This is a genomic window from Pseudomonas sp. PSB11 (assembly GCF_014596605.1).
Taxonomy (GTDB): Bacteria; Pseudomonadota; Gammaproteobacteria; order Pseudomonadales; family Pseudomonadaceae; genus Aquipseudomonas; species Aquipseudomonas umsongensis.
This window is the reverse complement of record NZ_NOIO01000017.1, coordinates 118,121-135,134: the sequence shown is the minus strand read 5'-3', so window position 1 is coordinate 135,134 and position 17,014 is coordinate 118,121. Positions and strand designations below refer to the sequence as shown.

The window sequence follows — 17,014 nt, the reverse complement described above, 5'->3', positions numbered from 1 at the left end:
CAACAAGGCCGCCTCTGGGCGGCTTTGTTGTTTCTGGACATTTCATCCGAGCCACAACACATTTCCTGTGGGAGCGAGCCTGCTCGCGAAGAGACCAACACATTCAACTTCAATGTTGACTGGTACACCGTTTTCGCGAGCAGGCTCGCTCCCACCGGGTATGCATTGATGCTTGGGACCAAGCCACTCCCACAAAACCTCCGCGCTCGCGTAAACTTGCGCGCTTCTCGCAGACCGCTAGGCTGCAATCAATATTTTTCAAAGGTGCCCGCCATGCCTTGGCTGCAAGTCCGTCTCGCCATCAGCCCAGAACAAGCCGAAACCTACGAAGACGCGTTCCTTGAAGTGGGCGCTGTGTCGGTGACCTTCATGGACGCCGAAGACCAGCCGATCTTCGAGCCCGAACTCAACACCACGCCGCTGTGGTCCCACACTCACCTGCTGGCGCTGTTCGAAGGCGGCACCGAGCCAGGCCCGGTCCTGGCTCACCTTGAGTTGCTGACTGGCAGCCCGCTGCCTGAGCATCACAGCGAAGTCATCGAAGATCAGGACTGGGAGCGCAGCTGGATGGATAACTTCCAACCCATGCGTTTCGGCCAGCGCCTGTGGATCGTGCCGAGCTGGCACGCAGCCCCCGAGCCAGACGCCGTGAACCTGTTGCTGGACCCGGGCCTGGCCTTCGGCACCGGCACTCACCCGACCACCGCCTTGTGTCTGGAATGGCTCGACGGTCAGGACCTCAAGGACTGCAACGTGCTGGACTTCGGCTGCGGTTCGGGGATTCTGGCGATTGCCGCGCTGCTGCTGGGCGCCAAGCAGGCCGTGGGCACCGATATCGACGTGCAGGCGCTGGAAGCCTCTCGTGACAACGCCGGGCGCAACGGCATCGCCGACGAGCTGTTCCCGCTGTACCTGCCCGAAGATCTGCCGCAGGTTCAGGCCGATGTGCTGGTGGCCAATATTCTGGCCGGCCCGCTGGTTTCGCTGGCGCCGCAGTTGTCGGGCCTGGTCCGGTCGGGCGGTCGCCTGGCGCTTTCGGGCATTCTTGCCGAGCAAGGCGATGAAGTGGCCGCAGCCTATGCCAAGGATTTCGATCTGGACCCGATCGCCAATCGCGATGGCTGGGTGCGCATCACTGGCCGTCGGCGCTAGAATGGACGCCTGCATCTACCGGATCGCCGCATGACCGACAGCTTCGTCACCCAGTGCCCGCATTGCCAAACCAGCTTCCGCGTCAACCATGCCCAGTTGAGCGTGGCACGCGGGGTCGTTCGTTGTGGCTCATGCTTGCAGGTGTTCAACGCCGCCAAGCAACTGCTGGAGCAGGCCGGCAAGGAAGCACCCGCACCGACGCCAGCCCCGCTGGAAACCGTCGAACCGCCGCAGCAGCGCGCCATCAGCCAGAAACAATGGAGCGCTGCCGAGCTGGATCTGGACAGTCTCGACCTGGACGAAGAACTCGCCCGGCTTGAACAGCGGGAAATCCAGCCGACGACCGAGTTCGGCCGACACCGCGAAGACACGCTCAGCGCTCGCCGCGATAGTGCCGAGCACGACGAAGCCCCATGGCCCGACAGCCTGTTCAGCGAATCGGCCGCCGATCGCGCCCAAGCGGCCGACACGCTTGACGCGCTCGACGTGCTTGATACACCGCAGCCACCGAACGAGCCGTCGCGCACTGAACCGTCGCTATCACTGGAACCGGTGGACCTGGACGACGAACCGCAGCCCCCGCAGCTGCGCCTGAACGATCCGCTCGTCGCCCCGGTACATCACGAACGCATGACGGCGACCGCAGAGATTGACGACGACCTGCCTTCGATCGAGCCACCGCGCAAGCGTCGCGAACGCAGCGAACCCGGGGTTCGTGCCGAAGTGCTGCAGGACCTGACCGACGATCCGCTGCAGCTGGATTGGCAGAAACGCCGCTCGCCATGGGGTCGTCGACTGTTTTGGCTATTATTGATCCTGCTGGGAGCCGGCGCACTTGCAGGCCAATACGTCGCCTACCATTTCGACGAGCTGGCGCGCCAGGACCAGTACCGCCCCTGGTTCCAGCAACTGTGCCCGCAAATCGGCTGCACGGTGCCCTCCAAGGTCGACATCGCGAAAATCAAGAGCAGCAACCTGGTGGTCCGCAGCCATCCTGAGTTCAGCGGCGCCCTGGTGGTCGATGCAATCATCTATAACCGCGCGCCATTCTCTCAGCCTTTCCCGCTGCTGGAGCTACGCTTTGCCGATCTCAACGGTCACCTGATCGCCAGCCGCCGCTTCAAACCCGGCGAGTACCTCAACGGCGATCTTGAAGGCAAGGTGGAAATGCCTCCGCAAACGCCAATCCACATCGCCCTCGACATCCTCGATCCTGGTGCCAAAGCGGTAAATTACAGCCTGAGCTTCCACTCGCCCGAGTGAAACGCTTCACTGACCGACAATTGACGACGACTTCCTGTCTTTGCCCGCCCGGACCAAACCGCTGGCAATAACAGAATAACTGTTCAGATTTTGTTCAATTCAGCCTTTATCCAGTCATCGAGAGCGGGTATCATGCCAACCCTTTTTCGAACTCTCATGATCCGGCCCCACACCAGGGAAGTCCTATGTCGGCGGTACGCATCGGTCCATATACATTACACAACGGCTTGATTCTCGCCCCGATGGCGGGCGTCACCGACCAACCCTTTCGCCAGCTGTGCAAGCGATTGGGCGCGGGGCTGGTCGTCTCGGAGATGGTCACCAGCGACATGAGTCTGTGGAACACCCGCAAGTCGCGCATGCGCATGATCCATGCAGGTGATCCCGAGCCACGCTCGGTGCAGATCGCCGGTGGTGACGCACAGATGCTGGCGGATGCCGCCCGGGCCAACGTCGAGCTGGGTGCACAGATTATTGATATCAACATGGGTTGTCCGGCCAAGAAAGTCTGCAACAAGGCGGCAGGCTCGGCACTGTTGAAAGATGAAGCATTGGTAACCGAGATCCTGCAGGCCGTCGTGGCCGCGGTCGATGTGCCGGTTACCCTGAAGATCCGGACCGGTTGGGACCGGGACAACAAGAACGGCCTGACGGTGGCGAAGATCGCTGAACAGGCAGGCATTACGGCCCTGGCGGTGCATGGACGCACCCGTGCCGACCTGTACACCGGTGAAGCCGAGTACGACACCATTGCCGCGATCAAGCAGGCGGTGTCGATGCCGGTCTTCGCCAATGGCGATATTGATTCGCCAGAAAAGGCCCGGTACGTGCTCGACGCGACGGGTGCCGATGGCCTGTTGGTAGGCCGGGCTGCCCAGGGGCGGCCATGGATTTTTCGCGAGATCGACCATTTCCTGCGTACCGGCGAGAAGCTCCCGGCGCTGGACCTGATCGAGGTGGAACGCATTCTGCTAGAGCATCTGGCTGCGCTGCACGCCTTCTATGGAGACGTGATGGGCGTACGCATTGCTCGAAAGCATGTGGGCTGGTATCTCGCAACCTTGCCGGGCGCCAGGGAGTTTCGCGCCCACTTCAATCGTTTGGATGGTACGGAAGCACAATGCGCCAACGTTCGGGAGTTCTTTGCCGGGCGTTACAAGAGCCTGACAGGGGACGGAGAGTGGGTGGCCGCATGACGATGATGACCGAGACTTTAGTGAGTGGAACAACGCCCGTGAGCGACAACGTGAATTTGAAACAGCACCTCAATACGCCAAGCGAAGAAGGCCAGACCCTTCGCGGGAGTGTCGAGAAGGCGCTGCACAATTATTTCGCCCACCTTGAGGGCGCTGCCGTCACGGATGTGTACAACCTGGTGCTCTCCGAAGTCGAGGCTCCCCTGCTCGAGTGCGTGATGAACTACGTCAAGGGCAACCAGACCAAGGCCAGCGAAATGCTCGGACTGAACCGGGGCACGCTGCGCAAGAAACTCAAGCAGTACGATTTGCTGTAAGCATTCAATCAAACCAGAAAGGCGCCCGCGTAAGACCGGTCGCCTTTTTTGCTGACTCCTTTGCTTTTGATGGAAATTGAGATGACCGACCAGACTACCCGCCTGCCGATCCGCCGCGCCTTGATCAGTGTTTCCGACAAGACCGGGATCCTCGAATTTGCCAAGGAGCTTGAAGCCCTGGGTGTCGAGATCCTTTCCACCGGCGGGACGTTCAAGCTGCTGCAGGACAACGGCGTTGCCGCAGTGGAAGTCGCGGATTACACCGGCTTCGCCGAAATGATGGACGGCCGGGTGAAAACCCTGCACCCGAAAATCCACGGCGGGATCCTCGGTCGTCGCGGTATCGACGACGCCATCATGAACGAGCACGGCATCAAGCCGATCGACCTGGTAGCGGTCAACCTGTACCCATTCGAAGCAACGATCTCCAAACCAGGTTGCGACCTGCCGACTGCCATCGAGAACATCGACATCGGCGGCCCGACCATGGTTCGTTCGGCAGCCAAGAACCACAAGGACGTGGCCATCGTTGTCAACGCCAGCGATTACGCCAGCGTCCTGGAAAATCTCAAGGCCGGCGGCCTGACCTACGCCCAGCGTTTCGACCTGATGCTCAAGGCTTTCGAACATACCGCCGCCTACGACGGCATGATCGCCAACTACATGGGCACCGTGAACCAGGCTGCCGACACCCTCAGCACTGAAGGTCGCAGCGAATTCCCGCGCACCTTCAACAGCCAGTTCATCAAGGCCCAGGAAATGCGCTACGGCGAGAACCCGCACCAGAGTGCGGCGTTCTACGTTGAAGCCAAGCCTGCCGAAGTCGGCATCGCCACCGCGACCCAGCTGCAAGGCAAAGAGCTGTCCTACAACAACGTGGCCGATACCGATGCCGCGCTGGAATGCGTGAAGAGCTTCGTCAAGCCTGCCTGCGTGATCGTCAAGCACGCCAACCCGTGCGGCGTGGCCGTCAGCCCGGACGCCGAAGGCGGCATTCGCAAGGCTTACGACCTGGCCTACGCTACTGACACCGAATCGGCATTCGGCGGCATCATTGCCTTCAACCGCGAACTGGACGCCGAGACCGCCAAGGCCATCGTCGAGCGTCAGTTCGTCGAAGTGATCATTGCCCCGAGCGTCAGCGAAGAAGCCCGCGCCATCGTCGCCGCCAAGGCCAACGTGCGCCTGCTGGCCTGTGGCGAGTGGTCGGCCGATCGCGCCGCTGCCTGGGACTACAAGCGCGTCAACGGTGGCCTGCTGGTGCAGAGCCGCGACATCGGCATGATCAGCGCCGATGACCTGAAGGTCGTGACCAAACGTGCGCCGACCGAACAGGAAATCCATGACCTGATCTTCGCCTGGAAAGTCGCCAAGTACGTCAAGTCCAACGCCATCGTCTACGCCAAGAACCGTCAGACCATCGGTGTCGGCGCCGGCCAGATGAGCCGTGTGAACTCTGCGCGCATTGCTGCGATCAAGGCTGAACATGCCGGCTTGCAGGTAGCTGGCTCGGTGATGGCTTCCGACGCCTTCTTCCCGTTCCGCGATGGCCTGGACAATGCGGCCAAGGTCGGTATCACGGCGGTGATCCAGCCAGGTGGCTCGATGCGTGACAACGAAGTGATCGCAGCCGCTGACGAAGCTGGCATCGCCATGGTATTCACCGGCATGCGCCACTTCCGTCACTAAGTACTCGATCAACTGTGGGAGCGGGCTTGCCCGCGAAGACGGCAGCACATTCAGCATTGATGTGACTGATACACCGCTTTCGCGAGCAAGCCCGCTCCCACAAAAGCAGCATCAGTGCTGCCTCCAGAATTAGCGTCATCCGAGGTTTTTGAAATGAATGTTTTGATCATTGGCAGCGGTGGCCGTGAACACGCCCTGGCCTGGAAAGTCGCTCAGGATCCTCGAGTGCAGAAGGTGTTCGTGGCACCGGGTAACGCCGGTACCGCCATCGAAGCCAAATGCGAGAACGTCGCCATCGACGTACTGGCCCTTGAGCAACTGGCGGACTTTGCCGAGAAAAACGTTTCCCTGACCATCGTTGGCCCGGAAGTGCCGCTGGTCGCTGGTGTCGTTGATCTGTTCCGCGCCCGTGGCCTGGACTGCTTCGGCCCGACCGCCGGCGCTGCCCAGCTTGAAGGCTCGAAAGCCTTCACCAAGGACTTCCTGGCTCGTCACAAGATCCCGACCGCCGACTACCAGAACTTCACCGAGATCGAGCCAGCCCTGGCTTATCTGCGTGAAAAAGGCGCGCCGATCGTGATCAAGGCCGATGGCCTGGCTGCCGGCAAAGGCGTGATCGTCGCCATGACCCTGGCCGAAGCCGAGGACGCCGTGCGTGACATGCTGGCAGGCAATGCCTTCGGCGACGCCGGTTCGCGCGTGGTGATCGAAGAGTTCCTCGACGGCGAAGAAGCCAGCTTCATCGTCATGGTCGACGGCAAGAACGTCCTGCCGATGGCCACCAGCCAGGACCACAAGCGCGTCGGCGACGGCGATACCGGTCCGAACACGGGCGGCATGGGTGCCTACTCCCCTGCCCCGGTTGTCACCAGCGAAGTACACAAGCGCGTCATGGACCTGGTGATCTGGCCGACCGTGCGCGGCATGGCCGAGGAAGGCAATGTCTACACCGGTTTCCTGTATGCGGGCCTGATGATCGACAAGGCTGGCAACCCGAAGGTCATCGAATTCAACTGCCGCTTCGGTGACCCGGAGACCCAACCCGTCATGCTGCGCTTGCAGTCGAGCCTGGTATTGCTGGTCGAGGCAGCCTTGGCGCAGGCGCTGGACAAGGTCGAAGCGCAATGGGATCCACGTCCGAGCGTCGGCATCGTCCTGGCGGCAGGCGGCTATCCTGGTGACTACGCCAAGGGTGTGGCCATCAATGGCCTGGATGCGGCGGCGGCACTGGACGGCAAAGTCTTTCACGCCGGTACCGCGCTCAAGGACGGTCAAGTCGTGACCGCTGGTGGCCGGGTGCTGTGCGCCACGGCCATGGGCGCCAGCGTCGATGAGGCGCAACAACAGGCGTACAAACTGGCGGCCAAGATCGATTGGGAAGGCTGTTTCTATCGCAAGGACATTGGCTACCGCGCCATTGCCCGCGAGCGCGGCGAACAGGAATAAGGCAACAATTGCGACAGGCAGGGGCTTACCCCCCTTGCCTGGCTATTCCGGCGCCGCGCATAGTTATATTCTGGCATTAACCTACGAAGGGATTTCGCCGTGCGCTGGCTCAGGATTGCCATAAGTCTAACCGTCACGTTGCTGACCTTGCTCTGCATGCTCCCGGCCCACGCCGCGCAAGGCAGTGGTTGGGCGGTATTGCTCGACGAACAGGGTGACCTGCAGCTGAGCGACATCCGCTCCGCTCGCTACACCAACCAATTCAGCCCCATCGAACTCGACCACCTCACGGCGGCCGAGCCCGACGGTGCGCTTTGGCTGCGCTTCCGCCTCGCACCGGGCAAGCATGAACAATTGCTGCGGGTGTTCGCACCCGATCTGTTGCACTTCAACATGTATGTGCTGGACGGCGACAGGCTGATTGACCAATCACATACAGGCAACGAGCAACCCCTGGCGGACCGCCCCCTGCCCAGCAGCGACTTCATGCTGCCGCTGCCGCAAAGCGACAAGACCCTGGACGTCTACCTGCGACTGGTTTCCGAACACCAGTTGCGGCCCTACATCACCTTGCAATCGGCGGTCATCACCGCAGCCAACCAGAACCAGACGCTGATCTACGGATTACTACTGGGCTGCATCGGCATGCTGATCCTCCACAACCTCATCCGCTATGCCTATACGCGTTCGACCAGCAGCGTCTGGTTGGCGGTGTGCGAAGCCTTGTTGGGGCTCAGCCTGGTGTTGTTGCTGAACCTGGCGGGGCCCTGGATCCCGGACTGGCAGGCCGTGCAGACGCCCGGCGCCTACCTCGCCTTGCTGCTGACGGCCCCCAGCGGCCTGATATTCGCTTATCGCTTCTTCAAGCCCCTCGGACCGCATCCGCTGAACAAGCTGATCGTGGGCGACATCCTGTTCATCATGATCTGCAGCCTGCTGCTGCTGTTCGTCAACACGCTGCCGCTGAACATCATCACTTACGCCCTGGTCGCCCTGGCGGGCCTGACCATGCTGTTTGTCAGTACCTATCACTGGCAAAAAGGTTATCGCCCGGCGCGACTGTTCGTGGCGGCCATGGTGGTGTTCAACCTGGGCACCCTGATCATCCTGCCCGCCTTGCTGGGGCTGACCCTGATCGAACCCCATGACCTGATCACCACCCTGCTGGTGTTCATCTGCATCAGTGGCCTGTTGATGAGCATTGCCCTGAGCGAACGCCAGCGCAGCATCACCGAAGCGCGTTTCAGCATCAGTCGTGACCTGGCGGCCAGCAACGCCGAGATCAATGCCAAGGCCGAGTTCCTGGCGAAAATCAGCCACGAGATCCGCACCCCGATGAATGGTGTGCTGGGCATGACCGAGTTGCTGCTGGGCACGCCACTGTCGGTCAAGCAGCGCGACTATGTGCAGACCATCCATAGCGCAGGCAACGAACTACTGACGTTGATCAACGAAATTCTCGACATTTCCAAACTCGAGTCCGGACAGATCGAACTGGATGATGTGCAATTCGACCTCAACGCACTGATCGAAGACTGCCTGAGCATCTTCCGCGCCAAGGCCGAGCAACAGAACGTCGAACTGATCAGCTTCATTCAGCCACAAGTACCACGCGTCATCAGCGGTGACCCGACGCGCCTGCGCCAGACATTGCTGAGCCTGCTGGAAAACGCGCTGAAGAAAACCGACGAAGGCGAGATCCTGATCGTCGTCGCCCTCGACGAACGCAGCAGCCATCCACGCTTGCGCATCGCCGTGCAGGACAGCGGCGAACCGATGGACGTCGAAGAGCGCGACGCGCTAATGCAGGCTGAACTGCACAGCAAGCATTTCCTCTCTACCAACCACCTGGGCGGTAATCTGGGGCTGGTGATCGCCCGTCAGCTGATCCGCCTGATGCAGGGTGAATTCGGCATCAAGAGTGGTAACAGCCAGGGCAGTACCTTGTGGCTGACCTTGCCCCTGGACCCGGATCGCCTGGAGCATCCAACCTGCGACCTCGATGGCCCCCTGCAGGGTGCACGTGTGTTGGTGGTGGATGACAACGACACCTGCCGCAAAGTGCTGGTGCAGCAATGCAGCGCCTGGGGCCTGAACGTGAGCGCGGCGCCCTCGGGCAAGGAGGCGCTGGCGCTGTTGCGCACCAAGGCGCACCTGCGTGACTACTTCGATGTGGTCCTGCTGGATCAGAACATGCCTGGCATGACCGGCATGCAACTGGCCGCCAAGATCAAGGAAGACCCGAGCCTGAACCACGACATCCTGCTGATCATGCTGACCGGCATCAGCAATGCGCCGAGCAAGATCATCGCGCGCAATTCGGGGATCAAACGCATCCTTGCCAAACCGGTGGCCGGCTATACGCTCAAGACCACCCTGGCCGATGAACTGACCCAGCGCAACAAAGGGCTGGCGGTGCCGCAACACCTGCCGTCCGGTCCGCCGCTACCGATCAAGGTACCCAGTGATTTCCGCATTCTGGTCGCTGAAGACAACAGCATTTCGACCAAGGTCATCCGCGGCATGCTGGGCAAGCTCAACCTGCAACCGGACACCGCCAGCAACGGCGAAGAAGCCTTGGCGGCCATGAAGGCGCATCGCTACGACCTGGTTCTGATGGATTGCGAAATGCCGATCCTCGACGGCTTTTCGGCGACCCAGCAACTGCGCGCCTGGGAAGTCGGCAATCAAAGATCCCGCACCCCGGTGGTAGCGTTGACCGCGCACATCCTCGCTGAGCATAAGGAGCGTGCACGCCAGGCTGGCATGGATGGGCACATGGCCAAACCGGTCGAGCTTTCGCAGTTGCGCGAATTGATCGAACACTGGGTTGCCCAGCGCGATCAGCAGAACCGCGCGACGACGCCCACGTCCTGAGCCGACAGACTCCGCGGCGCCTGTTAGACTCCCCTCGACTTCCCCCCACCAGTGAGCCTGCCCCATGCTCCACGTGTTGTTCAGCGTTTACCTGAAGATGTTGGTGCTCTATAGCCCGTTCTTCGTGTTGTCCTGCTTCATCAGCCTGACCCGCGGTTATTCGCGCAAGGAACAACGCCGACTGGCGTGGAAGGTGGCCATCGCCACCCTGGTCTCCAGCGTCCTGCTGTATCTGTTCGGACGCGTGATTTTCAGCGTATTCGGCATTACCGTGGACGCCTTCCGGATCGGCGCCGGCAGCGTGCTGTTCATCTCGGCGTTGGGGATGGCGCAAGGAAAGTCGGCGGTGCAGACCGATAATGTGCAGCAGGACGTGACCATCGTACCCTTGACCATTCCGCTGACCGTCGGCCCCGGCACCATTGGCGCCCTGCTGGTGATGGGCGTAAGTCAGCCGCACTGGGACGATAAGCTCACGGCCATTGTCAGTATTGCCCTGGCCAGCTTCACCGTCGGCGTGGTGCTGTACCTGTCCAACCGTATCGAACGCATTCTCGGCGATCAGGGCTTGCAGATCGTCAGCCGGCTGATGGGCTTGTTCGTGTGTGCGTTGGCGGCGCAGATTATCTTTACCGGGGTGAAGGGGTATTTGGTGCCCTGAGATTGCACAAGGCACCTGCCAGGACCTGCTAAATCGTCAGGCTGGCGATCTCGAGATGTTCAGACTGCCGCCGTGCACCTAACCACTGCACGGTATCCGCCCTGTACTCGCCATAGACGCCTGCATTGAAACGAGCGGTGTAAAAATAGGCGTTCACCGCGCCATGCAGATCACTGAAAGCAAACTCACGCCCCGTCAATAGCCTGCCGACTGATCCGCGGGCATCAAAAAAAACCCAAGCGCTATTCAAGGTCCCACGTTCATTGACCACACCAATGCACGCCCTGATGCGCTTCATCCCCTTCACATTCAGCGCTGCCTGTTGGCGGAAGATCTGCTCCAGGTTCAGTGTGTCCGGCAACGCGGCGACCTTATCCATCACGGCCAGTAAAACAGTCGCCAGCTCTCTATCCAGATTGTTTTCAAAGACCGTCGCAAACGCCTCTCTCAACGAAAACGTCTTTTCAGCAACGGATGTAAACGCACCGGTCGTCACGTTTTGCCGATCGCAGACCCAGCCACACTCATACAAGATACTTTTGTAAGCCTCGAACCAATCCAGGCCGTTCGGTTCGTCAGGAAATTCTTCATCGGCAGCAAGCTGAGTAAAAAGCAAAGCATCAATTACATCTTGCTTCGTGGCGAACGACAATTCATTTGATAAAGCCAGCATGCAGCATCCATTGATGTAAATCGAATAGTCCATATGTCTATATCCATCGTGCAAACCAGAGGCAAACACCTCTGGCGAAGGCTGGCTATCTTTTACTTCCTGTGTCGCGCAAATCGTTTGCTGCGTATCTCTTTGCGCCGCAACCCAAGGACAGACTCAATATCATCTTTTATTTCAGCATAGGCAAAAGGATTAAAGGTGAGAAAGTTCGAGCCTTGGTAAATATCAACGTTAGTGACTTTAAGATCAAAGAAAAGAACCTCACCACCAAACGTATTGCTTTCATGATTAATAGACGAAAAAGAAACAATAATGAGACCATTCTTCGCTTGCTCACACGGCAATATGGCCAGCTTCACACCTTTTGCTGTCACTACATCGTAATTGAATAACTTGACTGTATCAGGTTCCTTTTCCAAAGCCGTCAAGGTGGAGTCTGCCACGGCACTCAACACCGTTGCACCGGGAATGGCGGCTACTGCCGCAGCAATCCCTGCCTGGACAATGGACGTGACGACATTTTTCATCGTGCCCGAGCCAGACTGCTTTTTGTATTCCAGGCTCGCATGGATGGGGACAGAACATCCCATATCCAACATGCAATTGATAAATGCTCGATGCCAGGCCGCAGGGTTCGGATCATTTTTAGTTTCGTGATCGGCCTCCAGCTTCGAAAAACTGATGAGGTTTTCGATAATCATCATGTTCTCCAGCGAAATACCATCGCCGTAACCGATGAGTGAATTACCTAAAACCAAAGCATCCAGTTCCTTGGTGGGACTCGAAGCCGCCAAATCAGCGGAGCCCACTAGACCTCTTGCACGGGGAGCGTTAACAAGCAGTGCCTTGGCCCTGGCAATACGCGCCCTTCCCAAATCAGTGCAACCCTTGAGAGCGCTTGAATCTTCAAAACTTTCCATATTCAACATTCCTTTAAGTTCGTCGACAGCCCTCCTGGGCGTAATAACGAATCTAACCCACCCCCTCGTCGAGTAACAAACCCAATTAAATGTCGATATATGTAAGCCTGCACCACTCCGCGAACAGACGGATTATTCGAGCGAAACAACCCGAATAATCCGATCTATATGGCCGCGACTTGTCTAGTTGATATCGACCAACTTGTCACCGTAGCTACGTGGCGTGTACACCCACAACGACCCCTGAGGCCGAGCAAATACGCGAGTCGTGGATGAGCCAACCAACACCATGGTTCGCATGTCGACTTGATCCGGCGTCAATTGACCGAGTGTCGTGACCCGCAACGTCTGCCCCGGGCGCCCTACATCGCGTCCCAACACGACGGGGGTGTCAGCAGCGCGATGCAGGGCGACGATTTCCAGTGCACGCCCTAACTGCCAAGGCCGGGAACGCGAGATCGGGTTATAGAAAGCCATCGCCAGGTCGGCCTGCGCCGCCAGGTCCAGGCGCTTTTCGATGATGTCCCAAGGCTTGAGGTTGTCCGAAAGCGACAGCACGCAGAAGTCATGCCCCAATGGGGCGCCTGCCTGGGCAGCCGTTGCCAGCGATGCCGAAACGCCCGGCAGGATTTCCAGATCAACGTTGTGCCATGCTGGATCGCGGGACTCATGCAGTGCCTCCAGCACCGCTGCGGCCATGGCAAATACACCGGGGTCCCCGGAAGAGACGACCACTACGCAGCGACCCTGCGCCGCAAGCTCAAAGGCGTGGCGGGCACGCTGCATTTCTTCACGGTTGTCGGTGCAGTGCAGGACCTGATCCGCACGGAACGGTCCTGCCATGCGCACATAGGTTTCGTAACCGAGAACGTCATTGGCGCGGGCCAGTTCCGCCTTGACCGCGGGCACCATCAGCTCGGCAGCGCCGGGGCCGAGACCGATCACCGCCAGGCGACCGCGAGGACGGCCAATCGACATGGGGTCCAAAGGCTGCTTGGCAACCGCGATCGCAACGGCCTCATCGCCAAACACGGAAACGGGCTGGTCGATGGCGTTACGCACCAGCTGACTGGCTGCGCCAACATCATCGACAAAACGCAGCGGCACACCCAGCTCAAGCGCCGCTTCACGCAGTGTTGCACTCGACATTTCACTATCGGCAGCCAGCAGGCAGGCCAACGACTGCACGGCGATTTTTGCCTGATGCAAAGCCTCGCGAACGGCACCTGAAACATCGACGATTCCAGCAGCGACCGCCACCAACACGTTGCGTGGATAAATCAGCAGCTCATTGGCAGCCGGCGTACGCTCGGCATGACCGACGTGAACGGCCAGCCGCGCTTGCGGGTTTTCCGGTAACTGCGCCTGCACTAACCAAGGCGCCGCCCCTTCGATTCGCACCGACTCGCCGGCGAGCAAATCGGAAACGAAGCGCTTGCCCAGCTCAAGATCACCCAAGGCATAACCGCTGGGTGGATTCAGCAGGCAGGTACCAAAACGCAATTCGCCACTGGTGGTGATCGCCGCTGACACGTCCAGTGCCGCAGCTACCTCCCGCGCGAGCACGTTCACGCCTGCCAAACCACCGAGCAGCGGCACCACGGCGCTTCCATCTTCGGCGACGGCGAGCACGGGTGGCTCGGCCCCCTTCTCCAGCAGCAACGGCGCCAGGGTGCGAATGACGATACCGGCTGCGCACAGGGCGATGATCGGCGTGTCTTGTTGATAAAGCTCACGCAATGTCGCGCCGAACTCGCGGTAGGTGCGATCGGCACCGACGACGCGTTCGTCCAGGCCGTGAATCAAGGCGCCGGGGTACAGTTGTTGAATGCTGCGCGCGGTGGCGAGGCTGCCATTGCCGAGAATGACAATGGCCGGAGCTGGACGCGTCATCAGCCTTGCCACCTTTCACCGGGAACGATGATCAGCGAGAAGTACGGCGACGACATAGGCTCGACCTGATCCAGCGGCACGATCTTCTGGTTGGCCATGGTCGCACGCTCCACATACAGCGCTCGCTCGGCCAATCCGAGTTCTTCCAGCACCTGGCGGACTTTCGGAAAGTTACGGCCCAGCTTCATGATCACCGCCGCATCGGCGTCAGCCAGGCGACGCTTGAGATCCTCGTGGGGCAGCACGCCGGACAGCACCGACAGGCTCTGGTTGCGATACACCAACGGCGCTCCCAGTACCGAAGCGCCGCCGAGCATCGAGCAGACACCCGGCACCACTTCGGCTTCATACCGTTGCGCCAGCCGATCGTGCAGGTACATGTAGGAACCGTAGAAAAACGGATCGCCCTCGCAGATCACTGCCACGTCACGACCCGCATCGAGATGCGCTGCCAGCTCTTCACCGGCGGCATCGTAGAAATCGCTGATCACTTGCTCATAGGACAGCGGTGCCGGCAATGCTTCGGTGGTCACCGGGTACACCAGTGGCAACAAGGTTTGGGCGTCCTGCAAATGCGTTTCGATGATGCCGAAGGCGTTGCCCTTCTTCCCCTTGGCGACGAAGTACGCCACTACCGGCGATTCGCGCAGCAGGCGCAGCGCCTTGACCGTAATCAGTTCCGGGTCACCCGGCCCCACGCCAAGGCCGATCAAACGTCCAGGTTGCTGCATCATTCGATCTCCGTGGCGAGGGCATTGACGGCGGCGGCGGCCATGGCACTACCGCCCAGCCGACCTTGCATGATAACGAACGGCACGCCGCGACTGTCGGCGGCCAGCGCTGCCTTGGATTCGGCGGCGCCAACGAAGCCCACCGGAAAACCAAGGATCAACGCCGGTTTCGGCGCACCGGCGTCGAGCATTTCAAGCAGGTAAAACAGCGCTGTCGGCGCGTTACCGATCACCACGACACTGCCTTCCAGATGAGGACGCCACAATTCCAGTGCCGCGGCGGAACGGGTGTTGCCCAGTTCACGCGCCAGCTGCGGAACGCTTTCATCACGCAGGGTGCAGATGACCGGGTTGTTCGCTGGCAAACGCGCACGGGTTATGCCCTCGGACACCATCCGCGCATCACACAGAATCGGCGCGCCGGCGGCCAGCGCATCGCGCCCGGCCTTGCCCGCGCCCGTGGAAAACTGCAGGCCATCGATAGCATCGACCATGCCGCAAGCGTGTATCACACGGACTGCGAGTTTTTCCAGATCGGCCGGAATGCGTTCGAGGTTGGCCTCGGCCCGGATGATCGCGAAGGAATTGCGATAGATCTCCTGACCGTCGCGGATGTAATCAAGCATCAAGGGGGCTCCGTGAGCGGGCATCGAGCAAAGCCGCGACCGCTTCAATAGTAAGATTGCGAGCGTGCAGCGCGCCGAAACCTGGCTGCGCGGCATCGCGAAAATAGAGGTCGTAGTGACCAGGGCGTGTCGCCAACAATGTGACGGGCGCCGTGTGTGCGCACGCGCAGGAGCGCGAACAGCCAGACAAGTGAACCTGCACCTGTGCGGATTGATCATGCAGCCGTTCGGCCAGTTGCCGCGCGTCGTCCTTGGTATCCGCCAAGCCTTTGCCGCAACCGGCCGATCCGGTGCAGGCCACCAGATGGGCCAGGGACTGGTCGGCGTCGACCAGATAACCCAATGCCTGCAGTTGTTGACGCAGGGCTGGTGAATCTTCATGGCGAATATTTGGCAGCAACAGGCTTTGCCAAGGGGTCAGGCGCAGGCTGGCATCACCAAACGCCTCGGCCAGATGAGCTGCCCCCTTGAGCATCGTCGGGTTCAGTCGTCCCAGCGCAGGCACCGCACCGACATAGACAAGGCCTTCCTGACGCTGCGGATGACTGCCGATGTGCAATCGCGCACGTGCAGTCGGGCGCTGCCATGACTCCATGGCAAACAAGGGCACGCGCTCGGCCAGCCGTTGCAACAGTGAATCCAGCGAATGCTCAGTCAGCAGATGTCGCATCCGGGTCTGATCCGGCCGTGCAAGTTCGAGAAACAACTCCAGCACCGCCATCACCAACGCATGTCCGTCACGCAGCGATACCGCTGCCAACGGCGCATCGGTGGGGCACCCCGCCAGACCGAAGGCCAGCACAGGCTCGCCCTTTCGATCAGCCGCACTCAGCCAGAGGTCATGGGGATGCTCAAGCATTGCCAAGGCTTCACCGCCATCCAGTTGCACGGCGAATTTGGCCGATAACTCATGGAAGCGCGCATGGGTTTGCAAGCTGTCGAGAATTTCTCGGGCCAAGGGCCTGCTGTCGATCAGCATGTGTGGGTCAATGCCGGCGCTGGGGCTGAGCATCAGATTGCGCACATCATCGCCAGCGACGTTGACCGGCCCCAACCCGACGGCCAGCAGACTCTCGATCAACGCGGTGGACTGCTGGCCAATTCCGCGAATTTGCAGATTGGCGCGGTTGGTCGCCTCTATTACGCCACCGGCATATTGTTCGGCGGCATCAGCCACCGCCACAGCCTGATCTGCACGAATAGCCCCGCCGGCAAGTTTGATCCGACAAATACCGCCATCCAGCGCCTGCACGACACGCAACAAACCGGGACAGGCCGATGGGCGCAAGGGACTGGATGTCTGGGGTGAATTCACGGGGATGACCGGCAACGGGACGAAGGGGCGCATTATGCCTGCTTTGTCCGGCGGGATGAAAAAGCTCAAGTGGATTGACGACAAAGCGCGCTCGCTCAAAGGTCAACGGTCGCTTCGCTGGAAGTCTGAAACGCGCACCGGCACTTGCGTTTCAAAGACAACTGCACAGTGTATTTAACAGCAAGTAGCAGTTCTTCAAGCCAACGTTATTTTAGCCGCCGGCAGGCTGTTGTACTTTCTCCACCAGGAAAACCA

14 protein-coding genes are annotated in these 17,014 nt (G+C 60.1%); 8 read left to right on the top strand and 6 right to left on the bottom strand.

Annotated elements, in window-relative coordinates:
- Positions 1-273 precede the first annotated feature (273 nt).
- The 8 genes from prmA to CGA21_RS19495 all read left to right on the top strand — a co-directional run bounded on the left by prmA (position 274) and on the right by CGA21_RS19495 (position 10,601).
- Entirely contained in the window at positions 274-1,152 is an 879-nt protein-coding gene (gene prmA / locus CGA21_RS19530; protein ID WP_110753250.1) for a 50S ribosomal protein L11 methyltransferase, read from the top strand.
- Between the two features lie 30 nt (positions 1,153-1,182).
- Positions 1,183-2,415: a DUF3426 domain-containing protein gene (locus CGA21_RS19525; protein ID WP_188264833.1), complete on the top strand. Its 1,233-nt coding sequence runs from the start codon at positions 1,183-1,185 to the stop codon at positions 2,413-2,415.
- A gap of 185 nt (positions 2,416-2,600) precedes the next feature.
- Positions 2,601-3,611 (top strand): tRNA dihydrouridine synthase DusB, encoded by a 1,011-nt coding sequence (gene dusB / locus CGA21_RS19520; protein WP_020797560.1) that lies wholly within the window; start codon positions 2,601-2,603, stop codon positions 3,609-3,611.
- A complete protein-coding gene (fis, locus tag CGA21_RS19515) occupies positions 3,608-3,928 on the top strand; it encodes a DNA-binding transcriptional regulator Fis (protein ID WP_015093301.1) in 321 nt (106 codons plus the stop codon). The genes dusB and fis overlap by 4 nt, the downstream gene beginning before the upstream one ends.
- Positions 3,929-4,009: 81 nt before the next feature.
- The gene (gene purH / locus CGA21_RS19510) at positions 4,010-5,617 is read left to right on the top strand and encodes a bifunctional phosphoribosylaminoimidazolecarboxamide formyltransferase/IMP cyclohydrolase (protein WP_110753252.1); all 1,608 of its coding nucleotides are present in this window, start codon (positions 4,010-4,012) and stop codon (positions 5,615-5,617) included.
- A 153-nt stretch (positions 5,618-5,770) separates the two neighbouring features.
- Positions 5,771-7,063 (top strand): phosphoribosylamine--glycine ligase, encoded by a 1,293-nt coding sequence (gene purD / locus CGA21_RS19505; RefSeq protein WP_188264832.1) that lies wholly within the window; start codon positions 5,771-5,773, stop codon positions 7,061-7,063.
- A 99-nt stretch (positions 7,064-7,162) separates the two neighbouring features.
- Entirely contained in the window at positions 7,163-9,940 is a 2,778-nt protein-coding gene (locus CGA21_RS19500) for a hybrid sensor histidine kinase/response regulator (RefSeq protein ID WP_188264831.1), read from the top strand.
- Positions 9,941-10,004: 64 nt separating this feature from the next.
- Positions 10,005-10,601: a MarC family protein gene (locus CGA21_RS19495; RefSeq protein ID WP_008058841.1), complete on the top strand. Its 597-nt coding sequence runs from the start codon at positions 10,005-10,007 to the stop codon at positions 10,599-10,601.
- Positions 10,602-10,629: 28 nt separating this feature from the next.
- Here the strand turns inward: CGA21_RS19495 and CGA21_RS19490 are convergent, their stop codons facing one another.
- From CGA21_RS19490 to cobG, 6 genes are all read right to left on the bottom strand, one after another.
- On the bottom strand, positions 10,630-11,307 hold the full coding sequence (locus CGA21_RS19490; protein ID WP_188264830.1) for a hypothetical protein: 678 nt from the start codon (positions 11,305-11,307) through the stop codon (positions 10,630-10,632).
- Positions 11,308-11,366: 59 nt separating this feature from the next.
- The gene (locus CGA21_RS19485) at positions 11,367-12,194 is read right to left on the bottom strand and encodes a hypothetical protein (RefSeq protein WP_188264829.1); all 828 of its coding nucleotides are present in this window, start codon (positions 12,192-12,194) and stop codon (positions 11,367-11,369) included.
- A gap of 183 nt (positions 12,195-12,377) precedes the next feature.
- The gene (gene cobJ / locus CGA21_RS19480) at positions 12,378-14,087 is read right to left on the bottom strand and encodes a precorrin-3B C(17)-methyltransferase (protein ID WP_188264828.1); all 1,710 of its coding nucleotides are present in this window, start codon (positions 14,085-14,087) and stop codon (positions 12,378-12,380) included.
- Positions 14,087-14,818, bottom strand: coding sequence for a precorrin-2 C(20)-methyltransferase (locus tag CGA21_RS19475; protein ID WP_110753257.1), 732 nt, complete (start codon positions 14,816-14,818; stop codon positions 14,087-14,089). The genes cobJ and CGA21_RS19475 overlap by 1 nt, the downstream gene beginning before the upstream one ends.
- A complete protein-coding gene (locus CGA21_RS19470; protein ID WP_020797568.1) occupies positions 14,818-15,444 on the bottom strand; it encodes a precorrin-8X methylmutase in 627 nt (208 codons plus the stop codon). Before CGA21_RS19470 ends, CGA21_RS19475 begins: the two co-directional genes overlap by 1 nt.
- Positions 15,437-16,792 (bottom strand): precorrin-3B synthase, encoded by a 1,356-nt coding sequence (gene cobG, locus CGA21_RS19465; protein WP_223194189.1) that lies wholly within the window; start codon positions 16,790-16,792, stop codon positions 15,437-15,439. The genes CGA21_RS19470 and cobG overlap by 8 nt, the downstream gene beginning before the upstream one ends.
- Between the last annotated feature and the right edge of the window lie 222 nt (positions 16,793-17,014).

Excerpts from the sequence above, each read along its gene's own strand:
- prmA (WP_110753250.1), top strand. The coding sequence starts at position 274 with ATGCCTTGGCTGCAAGTCCGTCTCGCCATCAGCCCAGAACAAGCCGAA.
- CGA21_RS19525 (WP_188264833.1), top strand. The coding sequence starts at position 1,183 with ATGACCGACAGCTTCGTCACCCAGTGCCCGCATTGCCAAACCAGCTTC.
- dusB (WP_020797560.1), top strand. The coding sequence starts at position 2,601 with ATGTCGGCGGTACGCATCGGTCCATATACATTACACAACGGCTTGATT.
- fis (WP_015093301.1), top strand. The coding sequence starts at position 3,608 with ATGACGATGATGACCGAGACTTTAGTGAGTGGAACAACGCCCGTGAGC.
- purH (WP_110753252.1), top strand. The coding sequence starts at position 4,010 with ATGACCGACCAGACTACCCGCCTGCCGATCCGCCGCGCCTTGATCAGT.
- purD (WP_188264832.1), top strand. The coding sequence starts at position 5,771 with ATGAATGTTTTGATCATTGGCAGCGGTGGCCGTGAACACGCCCTGGCC.
- CGA21_RS19495 (WP_008058841.1), top strand. The coding sequence starts at position 10,005 with ATGCTCCACGTGTTGTTCAGCGTTTACCTGAAGATGTTGGTGCTCTAT.
- CGA21_RS19490 (WP_188264830.1), bottom strand. The coding sequence starts at position 11,307 with ATGGACTATTCGATTTACATCAATGGATGCTGCATGCTGGCTTTATCA.
- CGA21_RS19485 (WP_188264829.1), bottom strand. The coding sequence starts at position 12,194 with ATGGAAAGTTTTGAAGATTCAAGCGCTCTCAAGGGTTGCACTGATTTG.
- cobJ (WP_188264828.1), bottom strand. The coding sequence starts at position 14,087 with ATGACGCGTCCAGCTCCGGCCATTGTCATTCTCGGCAATGGCAGCCTC.
- CGA21_RS19475 (WP_110753257.1), bottom strand. The coding sequence starts at position 14,818 with ATGCAGCAACCTGGACGTTTGATCGGCCTTGGCGTGGGGCCGGGTGAC.
- CGA21_RS19470 (WP_020797568.1), bottom strand. The coding sequence starts at position 15,444 with ATGCTTGATTACATCCGCGACGGTCAGGAGATCTATCGCAATTCCTTC.
- cobG (WP_223194189.1), bottom strand. The coding sequence starts at position 16,792 with ATGCGCCCCTTCGTCCCGTTGCCGGTCATCCCCGTGAATTCACCCCAG.